This window comes from Aureimonas sp. CAS, assembly GCF_059838215.1.
Genome location: NZ_CM187563.1, coordinates 1,048,804 through 1,065,940 on the forward strand (window position 1 = coordinate 1,048,804; position 17,137 = coordinate 1,065,940).

17 protein-coding genes, 1 tRNA gene and 1 pseudogene are annotated in these 17,137 nt (G+C 67.7%); 7 read left to right on the forward strand and 12 right to left on the reverse strand.

Features of this window, described 5'->3' with window-relative positions; translation table 11 throughout:
• Positions 1-12: 12 nt before the first annotated feature.
• Complete coding sequence (locus AC6R2M_RS05095; protein WP_500486118.1) at positions 13-1,179, reverse strand: ParB N-terminal domain-containing protein; 1,167 nt, start codon at positions 1,177-1,179, stop codon at positions 13-15.
• Between the two features lie 695 nt (positions 1,180-1,874).
• Between AC6R2M_RS05095 and AC6R2M_RS05100 the strand changes: the two genes are divergently transcribed.
• Complete coding sequence (locus AC6R2M_RS05100) at positions 1,875-2,132, forward strand: GlsB/YeaQ/YmgE family stress response membrane protein (RefSeq protein ID WP_500486120.1); 258 nt, start codon at positions 1,875-1,877, stop codon at positions 2,130-2,132.
• Positions 2,133-2,147: 15 nt separating this feature from the next.
• Here the strand turns inward: AC6R2M_RS05100 and AC6R2M_RS05105 are convergent, their stop codons facing one another.
• Both AC6R2M_RS05105 and AC6R2M_RS05110 read right to left on the reverse strand, forming a co-directional pair.
• Complete coding sequence (locus AC6R2M_RS05105) at positions 2,148-2,588, reverse strand: PaaI family thioesterase (protein WP_500486122.1); 441 nt, start codon at positions 2,586-2,588, stop codon at positions 2,148-2,150.
• Positions 2,589-2,607: 19 nt separating this feature from the next.
• Positions 2,608-3,771 (reverse strand): mandelate racemase/muconate lactonizing enzyme family protein, encoded by a 1,164-nt coding sequence (locus AC6R2M_RS05110; RefSeq protein ID WP_500486124.1) that lies wholly within the window; start codon positions 3,769-3,771, stop codon positions 2,608-2,610.
• A 102-nt stretch (positions 3,772-3,873) separates the two neighbouring features.
• Between AC6R2M_RS05110 and AC6R2M_RS05115 the strand changes: the two genes are divergently transcribed.
• Positions 3,874-4,749 carry a LysR family transcriptional regulator gene (locus tag AC6R2M_RS05115; RefSeq protein WP_500486126.1) on the forward strand — a complete coding sequence of 292 codons (876 nt, stop codon included), beginning with the start codon at positions 3,874-3,876 and terminating at the stop codon, positions 4,747-4,749.
• A gap of 26 nt (positions 4,750-4,775) precedes the next feature.
• Here AC6R2M_RS05115 and AC6R2M_RS05120 read toward each other — a convergent pair.
• Together AC6R2M_RS05120 and AC6R2M_RS05125 are read right to left on the reverse strand one after the other, a co-directional pair.
• Positions 4,776-4,851 (reverse strand) — tRNA-Thr (locus AC6R2M_RS05120).
• A 93-nt stretch (positions 4,852-4,944) separates the two neighbouring features.
• Complete coding sequence (locus AC6R2M_RS05125) at positions 4,945-5,916, reverse strand: NAD(P)H-dependent flavin oxidoreductase (RefSeq protein WP_500486128.1); 972 nt, start codon at positions 5,914-5,916, stop codon at positions 4,945-4,947.
• Positions 5,917-6,089: 173 nt separating this feature from the next.
• On the opposite strand from AC6R2M_RS05125, the gene AC6R2M_RS05130 reads away from it, so the two are divergent.
• The 4 genes from AC6R2M_RS05130 to AC6R2M_RS05145 all read left to right on the forward strand — a co-directional run bounded on the left by AC6R2M_RS05130 (position 6,090) and on the right by AC6R2M_RS05145 (position 10,211).
• On the forward strand, positions 6,090-7,181 hold the full coding sequence (locus AC6R2M_RS05130; RefSeq protein WP_500486130.1) for a hypothetical protein: 1,092 nt from the start codon (positions 6,090-6,092) through the stop codon (positions 7,179-7,181).
• Positions 7,182-7,228: 47 nt separating this feature from the next.
• Positions 7,229-8,038 carry an exonuclease domain-containing protein gene (locus AC6R2M_RS05135; protein ID WP_500486132.1) on the forward strand — a complete coding sequence of 270 codons (810 nt, stop codon included), beginning with the start codon at positions 7,229-7,231 and terminating at the stop codon, positions 8,036-8,038.
• Positions 8,039-8,095: 57 nt separating this feature from the next.
• Positions 8,096-9,754, forward strand: a complete 1,659-nt coding sequence (locus AC6R2M_RS05140) for a cisplatin damage response ATP-dependent DNA ligase (RefSeq protein ID WP_500486134.1) — start codon at positions 8,096-8,098, stop codon at positions 9,752-9,754.
• Between the two features lie 184 nt (positions 9,755-9,938).
• On the forward strand, positions 9,939-10,211 hold the full coding sequence (locus tag AC6R2M_RS05145) for a DUF6460 domain-containing protein (protein WP_500486136.1): 273 nt from the start codon (positions 9,939-9,941) through the stop codon (positions 10,209-10,211).
• Positions 10,212-10,218: 7 nt separating this feature from the next.
• On the opposite strand, the gene AC6R2M_RS05150 is transcribed toward AC6R2M_RS05145, so the two are convergent.
• The 7 genes from AC6R2M_RS05150 to AC6R2M_RS05180 form a co-directional block, all read right to left on the reverse strand.
• A complete protein-coding gene (locus AC6R2M_RS05150; protein ID WP_500486138.1) occupies positions 10,219-11,121 on the reverse strand; it encodes a histone deacetylase family protein in 903 nt (300 codons plus the stop codon).
• 8 nt (positions 11,122-11,129) lie between these two features.
• Positions 11,130-12,242 (reverse strand): quinone-dependent dihydroorotate dehydrogenase, encoded by a 1,113-nt coding sequence (locus AC6R2M_RS05155; protein ID WP_500486140.1) that lies wholly within the window; start codon positions 12,240-12,242, stop codon positions 11,130-11,132.
• Complete coding sequence (locus tag AC6R2M_RS05160) at positions 12,239-12,583, reverse strand: DUF952 domain-containing protein (RefSeq protein ID WP_500487500.1); 345 nt, start codon at positions 12,581-12,583, stop codon at positions 12,239-12,241. Before AC6R2M_RS05160 ends, AC6R2M_RS05155 begins: the two co-directional genes overlap by 4 nt.
• 31 nt (positions 12,584-12,614) lie before the next feature.
• On the reverse strand, positions 12,615-13,610 hold the full coding sequence (locus AC6R2M_RS05165) for an alpha/beta hydrolase (RefSeq protein ID WP_500486142.1): 996 nt from the start codon (positions 13,608-13,610) through the stop codon (positions 12,615-12,617).
• A gap of 73 nt (positions 13,611-13,683) precedes the next feature.
• On the reverse strand, positions 13,684-15,231 hold the full coding sequence (locus tag AC6R2M_RS05170; RefSeq protein WP_500486144.1) for an OpgD/OpgG family glucan biosynthesis protein: 1,548 nt from the start codon (positions 15,229-15,231) through the stop codon (positions 13,684-13,686).
• Positions 15,232-15,434: 203 nt separating this feature from the next.
• Positions 15,435-15,698, reverse strand: coding sequence for a DUF2312 domain-containing protein (locus AC6R2M_RS05175; protein ID WP_500486146.1), 264 nt, complete (start codon positions 15,696-15,698; stop codon positions 15,435-15,437).
• Positions 15,699-16,126: 428 nt separating this feature from the next.
• Complete coding sequence (locus AC6R2M_RS05180) at positions 16,127-16,426, reverse strand: DUF1244 domain-containing protein (RefSeq protein ID WP_500486148.1); 300 nt, start codon at positions 16,424-16,426, stop codon at positions 16,127-16,129.
• A gap of 194 nt (positions 16,427-16,620) precedes the next feature.
• On the opposite strand from AC6R2M_RS05180, the pseudogene AC6R2M_RS05185 reads away from it, so the two are divergent.
• Positions 16,621-17,064: pseudogene (locus AC6R2M_RS05185) on the forward strand (DUF1036 domain-containing protein); the annotation flags it as partial.
• Positions 17,065-17,137: the final 73 nt, after the last annotated feature.

Here is a 17,137-nt window from a genome sequence, read left to right on the forward strand (position 1 = left end):
TCAACGTATGGGTTAGTTAAGCTCATCAGAGTCACCGTGAGCTATGTTACGGAGGCGGGTATGTACTTCGATAGCGCTTCGGCGATTCCGCAGTGCCGACTCAAGAACAGATTCTGCCGTCTCGTCCGAAACGGTATTTTCGGACATGCCTTTTATGAGGTCAGCTTGTATCTCACGCGCAGCATTCAGTCCTTTTCGAAGCCTGTCTCCAATTGGCAGGGAAGAGCGCTCAATCTCCACGACGGATTTTCCGCTTTCCAGGAGCGTGACCTTATCTGGATCCGAGAAGATAGAGGCTAAGTCGCCAAGCTGTCGAGAATCAGTAATCGCTGAGTTTCGCCCCTTGGCGCGATCGCCGAACATCGATTTGACTAGTACACCTGCTTTTGGCAGGTTCTTCTTCGGAACTGGGTCTTTGTTCCTAGGGTCATCGCCCAAGTCGAGAAAGCTTCTCACTGTGGTGTAGCCCAAGATTGTATAAACCCAAGAAAAAGGGTACTCGGTCACGCTTCCCCGCCCGCGTCGAACGCTGTCTGTTGGGTGGAATTGGCCTGCGTTGATCGTTTGCCGCATGAAGTTGAACCCCTCCAGAAGACGAGCAATAGTGCGGTGTTGATCGCCGATCATCTGAGATACGTCAGTAATCGAAAGATCTTCCTCTTGTACTACTTTAGCGACCCATGCGGCTTTAGCATATGAATCCCACGGTTGTGATGCTGCGATATGGCGTACCCCCAAGTACGAAAGTAGGGACTTCGACTGTCCTGAGGGGAATAAGATTACCGGAACAGGATTGAACGACTTTTTCCCGTGTCGTGACCAAATCGCAGAAAAGTCAGCGCTACGTTTCTTATGACGCTTAGCGCGGGGGTCGGAGGCAAGGATTAAGCATGCGGCGAGACGGCGATTTCCCTCCGCAACGATTGCTTTCCCTGGTTCAGACGGGTGGGATCTGCAGACTAGCGGCTCTGCGTCAAAATATCCATTGACAGCAATAGAGCTCAAAACGTCATCGACACCGAACCGCTCGACTATGAAGTCTAAGGCCTCGGACTGATCTACTGACGATCCGAACGATGAGCCAAATCGAGGGTTCTGAATGTCGAGCAGAAGGTCTTTGATATCGAAAAACGAATTAGCTTTTGGCTCGGGAGCCTGTGCTTTGCTAGCTTTGGCCATAACGTCCCATCCACCATTGCCCATTACCGCTTCGCCGCTCCGTGCCCCCTGGCGTAGCGCACGTCACGCTTCGGAGCCCCAGGGCAGGAAGAGCGACGACCGTACAGATGAGGGGCAGTCCGGTCGAGGCACAATGTCAAACGCTCTCATTTCGATAATGTTAAGTTTCTGCGCGCTTCACGGATGGCTCCGCTTTCGTTCCAGAATGACGGCGACAGACATTTCAGCAACATGACCGAGGTCGCGTATCCGGGCACTGCTGGACGCGCAGCAGCGTGACTGCGTCATTCTGAAAATGCTGAAAAGGCGAGCGTTTACAACGGTCGAGAACGCGCCGAACTCGGCGAGTTTTCATACCGTTTTCAGAATAGGGTCGGTTTTTGAAGAAGGATCGGCGGCTTTGCAGTCCTCTGCGTAACCACTCCGCCACGAGGCCCCGATGCGCGCCTACCTACTGGCGCGCTTCGCTTTGCGCAAGAGGCGGCGTCGGCATTGAGAAGGGCGGGGTCCCCCGCCCTTCTGAAAAAGCGTTCACCGCGCGTTCCCGGGCGCTCGCAGCGACGGGCGAAGCCGGGAGCCGACGTCCGCCGTTCGAAAGGGACGAAGGGAGGCTCCCCGCTGGTCTTGACGTCTCGCGATGGCGGGCAACTTCCCCTTTCAGCGGGCGATCGTGTCCCGGTCTGAAGGAGTTGGAAATGGAAACGGGTTGGATTGCGGCGATCATCATCGGCGGCCTGGCCGGCTGGCTCGCCACGATGTTCATGAAGAGCGATACGGGCGTCCTGCTGAACATCATTCTCGGCATCGTCGGCGCGTCGGTCGCCAGCTTCCTGTTCGGCCTGCTCGGCATCCAGTTCGGCGGCTGGATCGGCTATCTCATCGCCGGTTTCATCGGCGCCTGCATCCTGATCGCCATCGCGCGGGCCGTTCGCGGCAACCGCGTCCGGCATTGATGGTCCGGCGCTGACCTATGGCTCCTGTCCGTCCTCGGGCAGGGGCCTCAGCAGCTTCCAGGTGCCGCGGGCGGTCGCCACCAGCCGCCCGCCGACGGTCATCGCGCCGTCCATGAAGATGAGCGACCGGGTTCGCCGCAGGACCCGGCACTCGATCTCGACGAGGTCCCCGATCCGCACCGCGTCGACGAAGTGAACGTCCAGCTGGACGGTGGCGCTGCGCATGCGCCGGTCGCCCTGGCGCGCCGTCATCCCCATCGCGCGGTCCGCGAAGGTCATCAGCATTCCGCCCTGGACGACGCCACGCAGGTTCCGGTGCTTGTCCTGCGCCTTGAACCGGAAGCGCCCCGTCCCCCCGGCCATGGGGCCGGCATAGAGCGGGCCGACGAGGGCGATGAAGCCGTCGTCCTCCATCGGGACGAAGCCGTCCGACGTCTCCGGCGTATCGTCTTCCATCGGGCTCTCCCCTCTTCGCTCAGGCGAGTTCGCGCATGACGGCGTAAAGCGCCGATTTCGCCTCGAAGCCGACGCCCGGAATCTGCGGCAGGGCGACGAGCGAGTTCTCCACGGCGATCCCGTCCGCGAAGCCGCCGAAGGGCTGGAAGACGTCCGGATAGGATTCGTTGCCGCCCAGATGCAGGCCGGCGGCGATGTTCAGCGACATCTGGTGCCCACCATGGGGCACGACGCGCCGGCTCGACCAGCCCATCTCTTCCATCACCGCCAGCGTGCGCAGATATTCCACGAGGCCGTAGGAGAGCGCGCAGTCGAACTGGAGAAAGTCGCGGTCCGGCCGCATCCCGCCGTAGCGCAGCAGGTTCCGCGCGTCCTGATGGCTGAAGAGGTTCTCGCCCGTCGCCATCGCACCCTCGTAATGCTCGGCGAGCTCGGCCTGGATCGCGTAGTCGAGCGGATCGCCCGCCTCCTCGTACCAGAAGAGGCCGTAGGGCTTCAGCGCTTTGGCGTAGGCGACCGCCGTCGCCGAATCGAAGCGGCCGTTGGCGTCCACGGCGAGGCGCCGGCCCTCGCCGACGACCGAGAGCACCGATTCGATGCGGCGGAGATCCTCCTCCAGCGGAACGGCGCCGATCTTCATCTTCACCACGTCGTAGCCGCGGTCGAGATAGGACCGCATCTCGGCCTTCAGCTTCTCGTCGTCCTTGCCCGGATAGTAGTAGCCGCCCGCCGCATAGACCCAGACCTTTTCGTCCGCCACGCCCCCGCGATAGCGGTCCGCGAGGAGCCTCCACAGCGGCACGCCCGCGATTTTGGCGACGGCGTCCCACACCGCCATGTCGATCGTGCCGACGGCGACCGAGCGCTCGCCGTGCCCGCCCGGCTTCTCGTTCGTCATCAGCGTGCGCCAGATGGCGAAGGGGTCGAGATTGTCGTTCGCCTCGTCGACCAGCGTCGCGGGATCGGCCTCGAGCACGCGGGCGAGGAAGCGGTCGCGCATCAGCGCGCCCTGTCCGTAGCGGCCGTTGGAGTTGAAGCCGTAGCCGACGACCGGCTTGCCGTCCCGCACGACGTCGGTGACGACGGCGACGACGGAGCAGGTCATCTTGGAGAAGTCGATATAGGCGTTGGCGATCGGCGAGGCGATCGAGACGGTCTTCTCTCGGATGTCGGTGATACGCATCTGGCATGGCCTCATGTGGCGGACGTCCCGCAATACGCCTAAGCTGGGTGCTCGCGCCAATGCCGTCGGGGCCTGGCGCCATGCGCATCGGGCATGGGACGAATGGAACTCGCCTGGCTTCAGGACTTCGTCGCGCTTCAGAAGGAGCGCAGCTTCTCCAGGGCGGCGCGGACGCGGAACGTGACGCAGCCCGCCTTCAGCCGCCGCGTGCGCGCGCTGGAGCACTGGGCGGGCGCGCGGCTCTTCGAACGCGGATCGCAGGGCGCGATGCTGACGGCGGCGGGCGAGGTCTTCGCGCGAGGCGCGCCCGACCTTCTGGCACAGGCGAACGCTCTTCGCGCCCGCACACGGGAGGCGGGCGAGAACGCGACGGGAATCCTGCGCTTTGCCGCCACGCAGACCCTGTCCTTCACCTTTTTCCCGGACTGGATCCGGTCCGCCGGCCGCTTCGATCTCGGCCTCGTCCAGATCAGCGCGGCGAACATGGCGCTCTGCGAGGAGATGGTGACGCGGGGCGAGGCGGACTTCCTCGTCTGCCACTGGCACGAGGCGGCGTCCGATCCGTTCGACGCGCAGCTGCCGCATCGCACGATCGGCCGCGATCGCCTCGTCTGCGTCCGCTCGCCGGGTCTGCCATGGCCGGGGACGGAGGGGGCGCCGACGCCGCACTTAAGCTACGAGCCGTCCTCCGCGCTCGGCCGCATCCTCGCGGCCTGCGAGCCGGTCGCGATCGGACGCGCACCGCGCACCGCGCGCTTCACCTCGCATCTGGCCGCCGCGCTGCGCTCCCTCGCCATGGACGGGGAGGGCACGGCATGGCTGCCCATGACGCTCGTGTCGGGCGATCTTTCGAGCGGGAGGCTCGTGCGCGTGGCCGGAGAGCGCGAGGACATCGCAATCGACATCCGCCTTTACCTCGCCTCGGGCGCGAGCGCGGCGGCGAGACGGTTCTGGGACGGTCTCGATCGGCCGCTCTGAAATGTCATGTCGGGGAGGCTGGAAAGTGGTGCCGCTTGCGTGACTCGAACACGCGACCTACGCATTACGAATGCGTTGCTCTACCAACTGAGCTAAAGCGGCCCGCCCGGCGGCGAAGCGCCGGGAACGCGGCTCTGATAGCGCCAAACCGGCGCGCGTTCAAGCTGCAATCGACGGAGCGGGCGATCCGCTCCTTCAGCCGAGAAGCCGGGCTCGCGCCGCGTCGTATTCGCGCTTCAGCCGATCGACCAGATCGGCGGTCGGGCCGACCGACTTCACCGCGCCGATTCCCTGTCCGGAGCCCCAGATGTCCTTCCAGGCCTTGGCCTGATGGCCGTCCGACGATTCGCGCTTGCCGAAATCCATCTTGGACGGGTCGGCGCTCGGCAGATGGTCCGGGTCGAGCCCGGCCTTCTCGATCGAAGCGCGCAGATAATTGCCGTGAATGCCGGTGAAGAGGTTGGAGTAGACGATGTCGGCGGCCGAGCCCTCGACGATTCCCCGCTTGTAGTCCTCGCTCGCGCGGGCCTCGTCGGTGGCGATGAAGGCCGAGCCGACATAGGCGCCGTCCGCGCCCATCGCCTGCGCGGCGAGGATGCCGGCGCCGGTGCCGATCGCGCCCGACAGGAAGAGCGGGCCGTCGAACCATTCGCGGATCTCGGAGATCAGCGCGAAGGGCGAGAGCGTGCCGGCATGCCCGCCAGCGCCGGCCGCGACCGCGATCAGCCCGTCCGCGCCCTTGCGGATGGCGCTTTTGGCGAAGCGGTCGTGGATGACGTCGTGGAGCACGATGCCGCCATAGGAGTGGACCGCCTCGTTCACCTCCGGCACCGCGCCGAGCGAGGTGATGACGATCGGCACCTTGTGCTTCACGCAGACGGCGAGGTCCTGCTCCAGCCGCGTGTTCGACTTGTGGACGATCTGGTTGACGGCGAAGGGCGCGGAAGGCCGCTCCGGGTGCTCGCGGTCGTGCGCCGTGAGCGTCTCCGTCAACTCGCTCAGCCAGTCGTCCAACTGCTCGGCGGGGCGCGCGTTCAGGGCCGGGAAGGAGCCGACGATGCCGGCCTTGCACTGGGCCGCGACCAGCGGAGGGTGGGAGATGATGAAGAGCGGCGCCGCGATCATCGGCAGGCGAAGGCGATCCTTCAGAATGGTCGGCAGCGTCATGTCGTCTCCTCCTTTGACGTAAACGTCACTCGAAAGTGGATAGCAGAGCCCATCTTCGGACGATAGGGCAGGAGGGATCTGTTGCGCGCCCGCCTCAATGAGTCCGATTTTTCGTGGGAACGAGGCTGTCCGGCTCGGCGGGGGCCGTAGGTTTGAACTGGAAGGAAGATCGGATGCTCTCCCGCTGGTCCCTGATCCCGAGCGCCTGCCTGGGGCTCCTCGTCGCCGCGCAGCCGGCCTTCGCCTCCTCTCCCTCGGCCTGGGAGGAGTTCCGCCGCGACGTCGAGACCGCCTGCCGCGACGCCTCGGCCGCGCAGCTCACCGACGCCCAGATCGTCGTCGATCCCTTCGGGCTGCAGAGCTACGGTCTGGCCTTCCTCAGCGGGACCTCGACCGAGGACGGGATGCCCCGCTCGGTCGTCTGCATCTACGACAAGGTCGCCCGCTCGGTCGAAATCGGCGGCGAAATGGCGCTGGAGCGGGCGGTCCCGGCCATGGGCACGGCGCAGCAGGCCGCCATCGCCGCGGCCGCGCCCGCCGGAGCCGCCGTTCCGCCCGCGAGCGGCGTCGCCGAGCGCCTTCTCTCCCCGTCGGCCTTGTCGCAATCGCCCGAGATCGCAGCACTGCAGGCGCCGGGCCAAGGCGGAACGCCGGGCGCCGCCGCGCCCTTCGCCTGCGATGCGGCCTGCGCCGTCACGCTCGGCGAACTGACCGAGGACGACCGGGCCGAGCTCGTCGGGCTCGCCGACCAGATCGAGCGCACGGTGGCGGCCAACGCCGAGGCCTCGCTGGGCGCGGGGCCGCAGGCGGCGCGCGATGCGGCTGAGGCTGCGGCCCGCGCGGTGAAGGGCGGGGAGGCCGAGATCGCGCTCCCCGGCGCCGCGCTGGCCGGCAGCGCGTCCTGCACGCTCTATTATTTCGGCTTCTCCGGCGAGGCCGCGCGCACGGTCGGCACGCATCAATGCCGCATCAGCGAAAGTGAGGGCGGCGGGCTTCTCGTCGAGAAGACCAGCGGCGAGCGCCTTCGCGCGGATCTGCGCCCGCTCGCCGGCCCGGTCTCGGCCTTCGTCGGCCGCACCTTCCCCTCGGGCGAGGGCGGTGGCTACGATCGCGAGAACCCGAGCGAGGCGGGCTCCGACGAGTTCGGCAACACGGTGGGCTTCGCGACCGAGGTCGACGGGCAGCTGATGCTCGTCTCCTCGCAGCGCCGCCGCTTCGATGCCTCCGACAGTTTCTTCTGGGTTCTGGCGCTCGATCCCGCCTGAACGCTTGCATGGGAGGGCCGGAACGCCGATCTTGGCAGTCGAAGGCCATGATCGAGCTGTTTCCGACCCTCGCGACGACGCCGTCGCTGTTCGCCGAGCCGGTGTCTCCGGTCGTGCGCGTCATCGACACCGAGACCGCCGGCCAGCGCTTGGCCGAGGACGCGGTCATCGAGATCGGCTCGGTCGACCTCGATCTGACGACCGGCGAAATCTTCAATCCGATGCAGTCGCTGGCCGACCCCGGCGGCGTCCCGATCAATCCGCATGCGCGCAAGGTGCACCGGATCACCGACGAGATGCTTCTAGGCGCGCCGAGCTTCGCGGAAGCCAGCGCGCCCTTCGCCGGTGCCCCGTCCTACGCCGCGCAGCGGGCCAATTTCGACCGGCCGCGCCTGAGGATGACCGGGCGCTGGCTCTGCACCCACAAGCTGGCGCTGCGCGCCTTCCCGCAGGTGCGCTCCCACGGCCTGCAGAGCCTGGTGAAATACGTGCCGCTCGATCTGTCGGGCGTCGAGCCGATGCTGGCGGGGCTCCATCCGCACCGCGCGCTCTACGATGCGGTCTGCACCGCGGTGCTCCTGCGCTCCATCGCCGCCGTCCTGATGCCGCGCTGCGCGGATGTGGCGGACTTCCTCGACCGCGCCGAGAGGGTCTCGGCCGAGCCGGCGCTTTTGGCGCGGCTGCGCTTCGGCAAGCACAAGGGCGTCGCCATGCGCGAGTTGCCCGACGACTATCTCGACTGGCTCGGCCGCCAGCCGAACATGGATGCCGACGTCCTGTTCACCGTGCGCCATCATGTCCGGGCGCGGCGCCAGGCCGCGCTCGCCCGCTTCGCGCGCGGTCCCGCCGCGGCCTGACGGACGGCGCGCGCGACCTATCTAGGGTCCGGCATGTCCGCTATGGCCCGTTGATCCTTGAAGCGCTTCGCCGAACTCCTCGACCGGCTGGTCCTGACCCCCTCGCGCAACGGCAAGCTGCGCCTGATGGAGGACCATTTCCGCTCCGTGCCCGACCCCGAGCGCGGGCTTGCGCTGGCCGTGCTGACGGGCGGGCTGGACATCCGCTCGGTCAAGCCCGCCATGCTGCGCGCCCTGATGGCGAGCCGCATGGACGAGGTGCTGTTCGGCTACTCCTACGACTATGTCGGCGATCTGGCCGAGACCATCGCCCTCGTCTGGCCCGCGCCGCATGACGGGGTGCGCGGGCGCAATGACGTGCCGACACTGGCCGAAGTGATTCACGCGCTCGACGCCGCGAGCCGCGCCGAGGGCCCGAGGCTCGTGGAGGACTGGCTCGACCGGCTGGATTCCTCCGGGCGCTACGCGCTCCTGAAGCTCGTGACCGGAGCGCTTCGCATCGGCGTCTCCTCCCGCCTCGCCAAGCAGGCGCTGGCGAATTACGGCGGGAAGGACGTCACCGAGATCGAAGAGCTCTGGCACGGGCTGGAGCCGCCTTACGAGGCGCTGTTCGCCTGGCTCGACGGGCGGGCGGAGAAGCCCGTCTCGGCCGCCGCCTCGCCCTTCCGGCCGGTCATGCTCTCCCAGCCGCTGGAGGAGCCGGACCACGAGCGCATCACGCCGCAGGACTACGCCGCCGAATGGAAATGGGACGGCATCCGCGTCCAGGCGACGGTGGAGCGCGGTGTGAAGCGACTTTATTCGCGCACCGGCGACGACATCTCCGGCTCATTCCCCGACCTTCTGGACTTCATGACCTTCGAGGGCTCCCTCGACGGCGAACTCCTGGTCGCCCGGCCGGGCAAGCCCGGCAGGCCCGCGCTCGATCCTCAGAAGGGCAGGGCTGAGGACGACATCGTCGTCGGTACCTTTTCCGACCTCCAGCAGCGGCTGAACCGAAAGAGCGTGTCCGCCGCGATCATGAAGAAGCACCCGGTCTTCCTGCGCGCCTACGACCTCCTGCAGGACGGGCCGGACGATCTTCGCGCGCTGCCCTACCGGGAACGCCGCGAGCGGCTGGACGCCTTCGTGCGCCATCTGGAGCCGACGCGCTTCGACGTCTCGCCCTTCCTGCCCTTCGAGGATTTCGAGGCGCTGGGGCGGCTGCGCGCCGATCCGCCCCATTCGGTGATCGAAGGGGTGATGCTCAAGCGCTGGGACAGCGCCTACGTGCCCGGCCGCCCGAAGGGTCCCTGGTTCAAGTGGAAGCAGGACCCCCATCTCATCGACGCGGTTCTGATGTACGCCCAGCGCGGGCACGGCAAGCGGTCGAGCTTCTATTCGGACTACACGTTCGGCGTCTGGACGGGGCCGGAGGAGGCGCCGGAGCTCGTGCCGGTCGGCAAGGCCTATTTCGGCTTCACCGACGAGGAGCTGAAGCGCATCGATAAGTTCGTTCGCGACAACACGATCGAGCGCTTCGGCCCGGTCCGCTCGGTGCGGGCCACGCGCGACCACGGGCTGGTGCTGGAGGTCGCCTTCGAGGGGCTGGCGCGCTCCACGCGCCACAAATCGGGGGTCGCGATGCGCTTCCCGCGCGTCAACCGCCTGCGCTGGGACAAGCCCTCGGCCGAGGCCGACCGGCTGGAGACGCTGCAGGCGATGCTGCCCGCCTAGGGTGTGTCCTGAGCGCCCGCGCTTGCGATGCCGCAATCGGGCGACTACCTCTGCGGCCGGGACGAGAAAGCATCGGCCCGGGAAGCCGGTTCCGGCTTTCCGGAAAGCCTGATGCGCAAGATGAGAGGTAGAGCGGCCTTTGTGCGTCCGATCGGACGCACGGCGCTCTGGCAAGGTACCGTGGATGTCCGGAAGCGTAACGAGATTCCTCGGCGGGTCGCCGCTGTCGGTGCTGCTGAAGCTGGCGCTGATCTCGCTCGCGGTCGGCATCCTCCTGTCCTGGTTCAACATCCACCCCTTCGATCTCGTCGATTGGGTGGTGGACCTCTTCCGCGACGCCTGGCGCATGGTCTTCGGCTCGCTCGGCCGCGCCACCGAATATTTCCTGCTCGGCGCCATCATCGTGGTGCCGGTGTTCCTGATCTCGCGCCTGATGAAGTCCGGCCGGGGCGGCTGATCCCCGATCAGAAGAAACGTGCCGCCGCGCGATGGACGATCGTGTGGCGGCGCGAGACCGCCTCGATGTCGCGCGAATAGCCGCCGCCGATGACGCAGGCGACCGGCAGGCCGAGATCGCGATAGAAGCCGATGACGCGCAGGTCCCGCGCCCTCAGGCCCTCGTCGGAGAGCGACAGGCGGCCCAGGCGGTCGTCGCGGTGCGGATCGACCCCGGCATTGTAGAAGACGATGTCGAAGGCGCCGAGCCAGGCCGTGCGCTCCAGCGTCTCTTCCAGAACCTGAAGATAGGCCTCGTCCTCCATCCCGTCCGGCAGGGGCACGTCGAAGTTCGATCGCGCCTTGCGGTCCGGGTAGTTCTTCTCCGCGTGGATCGAGACGGTGACGACGTCCGGCTCGTCCTCGAAGATGCGCGCCGTGCCGTCGCCCTGATGGACGTCGCAGTCGAAGACGAGGATGCGCTTCACGCTGCGCTCGTGGAGAAGCTGGCTTGCTGCCACCGCCACGTCGTTGAAGACCGAGAAGCCGGCGCCGCCGGAGCGCGAGGCGTGGTGGCTGCCGCCCGCCGTGTTGCAGGCGATGCCGTGCTCCATCGCCAGCCTTGCGGTGAGGAGCGTGCCGCCGCAGGCGCAGGCGGAGCGCATCGCGACGCGCCGGTCGACCGGAAAGCCGATCGCCTTCTCCAGCTCCGGCGGAACGGCCTGGTTCAGGACGGCCGCGACGTAAGCCTCGTCATGCGCGCGCGACAGGAGTTCGGCGTCTGCGGGCTCGGGAACGTGCCAGCCGCCGGGGGCGACGAGCCCGTCCTCCACGAGGATCTGGGCAAGGCGCGTGAACTTGCCCATCGGGAAGCGGTGCGCCGGATCGAACCTCGCGTCGAAGGCGGGGTGATGGACGAGCGGCAGCGCCAATTCAGTGCTCAGCCGACCGCTTCCATGCCGGGCGGCGGACCCCGGTCGAGCACCTCGCTCACCGTGCGGTCGCGCATCTCCTGGATCGAGCGCGCGTTCGTGCGGTCCATGATCTCGCAAAGACCTTTGAGGATGCGCTTGGGCAGGCCCGGCCCGCCATAGACGAGCGCGGTGTAGAGCTGGACGAGGTCGGCGCCCGCCTCGATCTTGGCGAGCGCGGTCTCGGCGCTGTCCACGCCGCCGACGCCGATCAGCGGCATCTCCGGCCCGAGCGCCCGGCGAAAGGCGGCGAGCACGTAGGTGGAGCGGTTCATCAGAGGCCGGCCCGAGAGCCCGCCCTGTTCTGCGGCGGCCGGAAAGCCCGAAATCTCGGCGCGCGAGATCGTGGTGTTGGAGACGATCAGCCCGTCGATCCGATGGCGCTTGGCGGCGTCGGCGATGGCGCCGATGTCGGCGGCGGTCAGATCGGGCGCGACCTTCAGGAAGACCGGGCAGGGGCGGGAGGCCGAGATCGCCGCCGCGCCGTTGCGCGCCGCGATGACGCTCGGCAGCAGCCGCTCCAGTTCCTCCGAGCCCTGCAGCTTGCGCAGACCGGGCGTGTTGGGGGAGGAGACGTTGACGACGAGATAGTCCACCATGCACTCGAAGCGGTGGATGCCCATCACGTAGTCGTTGATGCGGTCGTCCGAATCCTTGTTGGCCCCGATATTGACCCCGACGATCCCCGCCTTGCGGCGCCGCCGGTCGAGGCGGCTCGCGGCGTCCGCATGGCCGTCATTGTTGAAGCCGAGCCGGTTGATGACCGCGCCCTGCTCGGGCAGGCGGAAGATGCGGGGCTTCGAGTTTCCCTCCTGCGGCAGCGGCGTGACGGTGCCGACCTCCACGAAGCCGAAGCCGAGACGCAGCAGCGCGTCGGGCGCCTCGGCGTTCTTGTCGTAGCCGGCGGCGAGGCCGAGCGGATTGGGAAAGTGGATGCCGGCCACCTCGACCCGCAGGCGCGGATCGACGATCTGGTTGCGTCGGGGCACGAGGCCGCTCTTCAGCGCCCTGATCGAGAGGCCGTGGGCCTTCTCGGCGTCGAGCCGGAAGAGCGCGGGCCTTGCCAGATCGTAGAGGCTCATCGCAGGCGCTCCGGGAAGCGGTGGGTGCCGTCCTCGCCGAGCGGCAGAGGCTCGACAAAGAGCGCTTGCGCGGTGTCGAGCGGGCCGTAGAGATGGGGAAAGAGGTCGCCGCCGCGCGAGGGCTCGTAGCGAAGCGCTTCGCCCAGCGCCTCGCCTGAAACGGCCACGAGCAGAAGGTCGTGCTGGCCGTCAAAGTGCTTGGCGGCCGTCTCGCGCGCCTGTTCGGCGGTCGAGAAGTGGATGTAGCCGTCGGCCAGATCCACCGGCGCGCCGTCGAACCGGCCCTTCGCCACGGCCTCGTCCCAGAGGCTGCGCGGCACGATCTTGTAGATGGTCGTCATGGCCTTGCGGTGCCGCAACGCCGGCGTTCCGTCAAGCGGCGACCGCGGCCGGGTCTCCCAGCGCGCGCGCCAGGAAGTCCGCCATCTCGGCGTTCGAGGCATGGGCGGAGGCGATGTCGAAGGCCTGGAAGACATGCGCGCCGCCCGTCCAGGTGGAGAGAGTCGCGGCGTTGCCGGCCGCCATCCAGCGCGCCGCCATGAAGAGCGTGTCGTCCAGAAGCAGATCGCGCGTGCCGACCGTGAAGAGGGCCGGCGGCATGTCCCGCAGATCGGCGTAGAGCGGCGAGACGGCGGCATCCATCAGCGGCTGGGAGTCCGGCACGAAGCGCAGGACGAACTCCTTCACGTCGTCCGTGTTGAGAACGAGACGCTTCTCTCCGAAATTGCGCACGCTGGGCGTGAGCGAGAGATCGTAGCAGCCGGCGACGAGATTGGCGGCCCGGAAGGGCACCAGACCGTGCTTGTCGCGAAGGCGCAGGAGCGTCAGCACCGAGAGATGCGCGCCGGCCGATTCGCCGCCGACGGCGAGGAAGCCGGTCGGCAGGCCGTCGATCTCCCCGCGCGAGAGAGCGAGCGCCACGTCCTCGCAATCGTCCGGGCCGGCGGGGAAGGGGTGTTCGGGCGCCAGACGGTAATCGACGGAAAGCGTGGCGAGACCGGTCGCCTCGGCGAGCCTGCGCAGCCGCGCGTCGTTCTCGGCCGGTTCGCCGAACACCCAGCCGCCGCCGTGGAAGTGGAGATAGGTGCCGCGCGCCTCGCGGCCCTCCGGGCGGATGATCCGCGCGCCGATCGCGTGCCCGCCGCGACCCTCGATGACGATGTCCTCGCCCTTGGGGTCCGGCGCCAGCCCCGGAAAGACGCCCTTGCCCTCGCGCCGCGCCTGCCGGACGGCGTCGAGCGGAAAGGACCAGGGGCTCGGCCGCTCGGCCTGGAACGCCTCGATCTTCTCGTTCAGCGTCTTCAGGCTTTCATGCGTGCGCTCGAGGTCGAAGGTCTCGGCGTTCAGGATGATCGTGTGGCTGGTCATGAGGCGTCCCGCTTCTGGCTCCGGCCAATCTAGAGCGCAAACGCCGCTCACACACCACGGCTTCCTGAGCCCCTCAACCGGCCCTGGCGTGCCAGCGCGCCGTCCAGAACTCCGACAGGGCGCGGCCGTCCAGCCGCAGGACGCATTCGATCTCGGGATCGCTTCCCGGCTCTGCGCGCACGTCGAGGAAGACCCGCCAGCCGGCCATGGGCTCGTTCGGCAGCACCGTCGAGGCGACGATCTCGGCGTTCGTCGCCTTCGCATCCACGATCAGATCGACGTCGGCCGCGAGCTGGCCGAGCGGTCCGCCGGAAAAGTCGATGACGAACTTGCGCAAGGTCGGGTCGGGGCTCGACGCGATGCCGCCGACGCCCGAATAGGTGCCGACGACCCGCGCCAGGACCGTCGCGACCGGCGGGTTCGGGCCCCAGTGCAGCCGGTAGCGAAAGACGAACTCCTCGCCCGGTGCGGGCGGCGTCTCGGGCGTCCAGAAAGCGACGATGTTGTCCTGCGTCTCGTCGGGCGTCGGCAACTCGACAAGGCGGACCTCGCCCGGGCCCCAGTCGCCGACGGGCTCGACCCAGAGGCCGGGGCGCAGGTCGTAGCGCGCCTCGAGATCGAGATAATGGTTGAAGTCGCGGTCGCGCTGGATGAGGCCGAAGCCCTGAACGTTGCCGTCCGCGTAGGCGCTGATCTCGACGACGTCCGGATTGCGGAGAGGACGCCAGATCCAGTCGTTCGCGCCGCTGCGGATCGACAGGGCCTCCGAATCGTGGACCTGCGGGCGGAAATCCGAGAAGTCGCCCCGGTCGGCCTCGCCGCGCATGAACATGGAGGTGATCGGCGCGAGGCCGAGATGCTCGATCTCGCGTCGGGGAAAGAGAGAGGCGGAGACGTCCATGACGGTCGATTCACCGGGCGAAAGGACGAAGCGGAACGCGCCGGAGACGCTTTCGCTGTCGAGCAGCGCGTGGAGGGTCACATGGCTGTCGCCGGGCGCGGGGCGCTCCAGCCAGAAGGCCTCGAAGCGCGGAAACTCCTCTTCGTGAAGGCCCGAGCGGATGGCGAGGCCGCGCGCCGAGAGGCCGTAGCGCCCGTCGAGCCCGATGGCGCGAAAATAGCTCGCCCCGAGGAAGACCGCGAATTCGGACATGTTCAGCCCGTTCAGCGGATAATGCAGCCGCAGCCCGGCGAAGGCCGGGCCCGCCACCTCCTCCACGGCCTCGGCCTCCGCGCCGAAGTCGAACATCTCGCGGTCGTAGGCGATGGGGCGCGTCGCGCCGTCCGCGACCTCGAAGAGGTCGACCCCGCGCTTGTAGAGCCCGCCGACATGGAAGAAGTCCGCCTGGAAGGCGAGGTCGTCCTCCGCCGCCCAGAGCATGCGGCGGGGATCGAAGCGGATCGCGCGATACTGGTCGTAGGTGAGGTTGCCGGCGACGATCGGCTTCTCGACGAAGGGTTTCAGGCTGAGGCGCCTGGCGCGCTCGCGCACCTCGTCCGCGATCGCGCTGCCGTCGCGCTCGGGATCGACGATCTGAGCCCGCGCGCCGAGCGCGCCGGAGAGGGACGCGGCGGCCGAGGCGGCCAGGAAGGCGCGTCGCGAGAGGAGAGGCGTCGTCACGAGCATGCCTTTTCGAGTCCGGGCGAAAAACCGCCCGATGCCGCCCGCCCGGAATGGGCTGGTCGGCCGAACAGATAAGGCGGAACCGGATGGCGGGAACGGAGACGCTCGAGCGAACGCTGAAGTTTGATGACGCGTCAGATGGGGCGAGGGACCGGGCGGACGCGTCGGCGCGCCCGGTCCGCGTGTGGCCGGTCGGGCCTTCAGTTCATGCCGAGCGCCTGCATGTAGAGGTCGAGGATCGCCTCCTGCTCGGCGCGCTCGTTGCGGTCCTGCTTGCGCAGCGAGACGATCTTGCGCAGCACCTTCACGTCGTAGCCCCGGCCCTTGGCCTCGCCGTAGACGTCCTTGATGTCGTCGGAGATCGTCTTCTTCTCCTCCTCCAGGCGCTCGACGCGCTCGATGAAGGAGCGCAGCTCTTCGGCGGCCACGTTGGTCTCGGCCGAAGCCTCCATCGTCTCGGACATCGTGTCGTTCCTTAATCTCTGGCGGCCGGGCGCGGGCGGACCCGCTCGGCGGCACTCGTCCTTCGAGGGCTTGCGAGGCGAGCATGCCGCTCTCGCACGGGGACGGGACCCGATCGCCTCAGGGCGTCGCCGATAGCAGATTTCACCGCCGCAATGGAAGCGGCGGAACGCGGATGCGGAAACGGGCGCGATCGTCGCGCCCGTCGTTTTCGATCACGTCCGGCCCTGTCCTCGACGCTACTTCTTCGGCGTGAGGCTTCCCTTCAGGCTCGGCGCCGCCGCGATCGTCTTCTCGACGACCTTCTTCGGCTTGCGGGATTCCTTGCCGCCCCTGTTCTTCTCACCCATCGTTCGATCCTCTCGACGTAAAACGGCAGCCTCGCACGGATCGTGCGACCGACCACCACGAAATCGGAGGGCGCCGGCTTCTACTCCTTCGGCCGGCTGGTCTCGAAGGCGGCCAGCTGGTCGGCGCTCGCCTCGCGCTGGTTCTTCGCCTGCCATTCGGCATAGGGCATGCCGTAGACGATCTCGCGCGAGCGCTCCTTCGACATCTGCTCGCCGTCCGCCTCGGCCGCCTCGCGATACCAGTTGGACAGGCAGTTCCGGCAGAAGCCGGCCAGATTCATCATGTCGATGTTCTGGACGTCGCTCCGCTCGCGCAGATGGTCGCGGAGGCGGCGGAAGGCCGCAGCCTCCCATTCGATCGTGCGGGCGTCTTCGCTCATTCCTGCCTCCGTTCCGTCGTGCTTGTCTGGGCATATCGCCAGGACGCGGCCGCGCTTCAAGTCGCGTCCCGCACCCGAGCGCCGCTTGCGCTCGGGTTTCAATCGTTCCAAAAGCGAGGCTGCGCCGCTTCGACTGGGAGACCGCCGTGACAGACAGCGCCGGAACCGTCCGGACCTCGTTCACCCGACACCGCATGCGCAGCCCCCTTTCGCCCCTCGTTCCGCTCGCACGGCCCCTTCTGGTCGCCGCCTGCACCGGCGCGGGCTTCCTCGCCCTGGGCGTCTCGGACGCGGCGGCCGATCTTCGCGTGTGCAACGGCACCCAGTCGCTGGTCGGCGTGGCGATCGGCTATCGCGGGGAGGAGGGCTGGATCAGCGAGGGCTGGTGGCGCATCCCCGCGACCCAGTGCCGCTCGGTCGTCGAGGGGCAGCTGAACTCGCGCTACTACTATCTCTACGCCGAGGATGCCGAGGGCGTCGGCCGATGGGCCGGCGAGGTAAATTTCTGCATCGCGGAGAACGAATTCCGCGTCGTCGGCGTCGAGGACTGCTTCACGCGCGGCTTCCAGGAGATGGGCTTTCGCGAATACGACACCGGCGCGCAGGCGAGCTGGATGGTGAACCTCACCGAGGCGCCCCGCGAGAGCGCGCCGGCGCAAGCCGCGCCCACGGCAGCCCCCGACGAGGGAACCGACGAAGAGCCGGACGGCG

What these genes read in the sequence shown, in the direction of transcription:
- AC6R2M_RS05095 (WP_500486118.1), bottom strand. Translation starts at nt 1,179, where the DNA reads ATGGCCAAAGCTAGCAAAGCACAGGCTCCCGAGCCAAAAGCTAATTCG.
- AC6R2M_RS05100 (WP_500486120.1), top strand. Translation starts at nt 1,875, where the DNA reads ATGGAAACGGGTTGGATTGCGGCGATCATCATCGGCGGCCTGGCCGGC.
- AC6R2M_RS05105 (WP_500486122.1), bottom strand. Translation starts at nt 2,588, where the DNA reads ATGGAAGACGATACGCCGGAGACGTCGGACGGCTTCGTCCCGATGGAG.
- AC6R2M_RS05110 (WP_500486124.1), bottom strand. Translation starts at nt 3,771, where the DNA reads ATGCGTATCACCGACATCCGAGAGAAGACCGTCTCGATCGCCTCGCCG.
- AC6R2M_RS05115 (WP_500486126.1), top strand. Translation starts at nt 3,874, where the DNA reads ATGGAACTCGCCTGGCTTCAGGACTTCGTCGCGCTTCAGAAGGAGCGC.
- AC6R2M_RS05125 (WP_500486128.1), bottom strand. Translation starts at nt 5,916, where the DNA reads ATGACGCTGCCGACCATTCTGAAGGATCGCCTTCGCCTGCCGATGATC.
- AC6R2M_RS05130 (WP_500486130.1), top strand. Translation starts at nt 6,090, where the DNA reads ATGCTCTCCCGCTGGTCCCTGATCCCGAGCGCCTGCCTGGGGCTCCTC.
- AC6R2M_RS05135 (WP_500486132.1), top strand. Translation starts at nt 7,229, where the DNA reads ATGATCGAGCTGTTTCCGACCCTCGCGACGACGCCGTCGCTGTTCGCC.
- AC6R2M_RS05145 (WP_500486136.1), top strand. Translation starts at nt 9,939, where the DNA reads ATGTCCGGAAGCGTAACGAGATTCCTCGGCGGGTCGCCGCTGTCGGTG.
- AC6R2M_RS05155 (WP_500486140.1), bottom strand. Translation starts at nt 12,242, where the DNA reads ATGAGCCTCTACGATCTGGCAAGGCCCGCGCTCTTCCGGCTCGACGCC.
- AC6R2M_RS05160 (WP_500487500.1), bottom strand. Translation starts at nt 12,583, where the DNA reads ATGACGACCATCTACAAGATCGTGCCGCGCAGCCTCTGGGACGAGGCC.
- AC6R2M_RS05165 (WP_500486142.1), bottom strand. Translation starts at nt 13,610, where the DNA reads ATGACCAGCCACACGATCATCCTGAACGCCGAGACCTTCGACCTCGAG.
- AC6R2M_RS05175 (WP_500486146.1), bottom strand. Translation starts at nt 15,698, where the DNA reads ATGTCCGAGACGATGGAGGCTTCGGCCGAGACCAACGTGGCCGCCGAA.
- AC6R2M_RS05180 (WP_500486148.1), bottom strand. Translation starts at nt 16,426, where the DNA reads ATGAGCGAAGACGCCCGCACGATCGAATGGGAGGCTGCGGCCTTCCGC.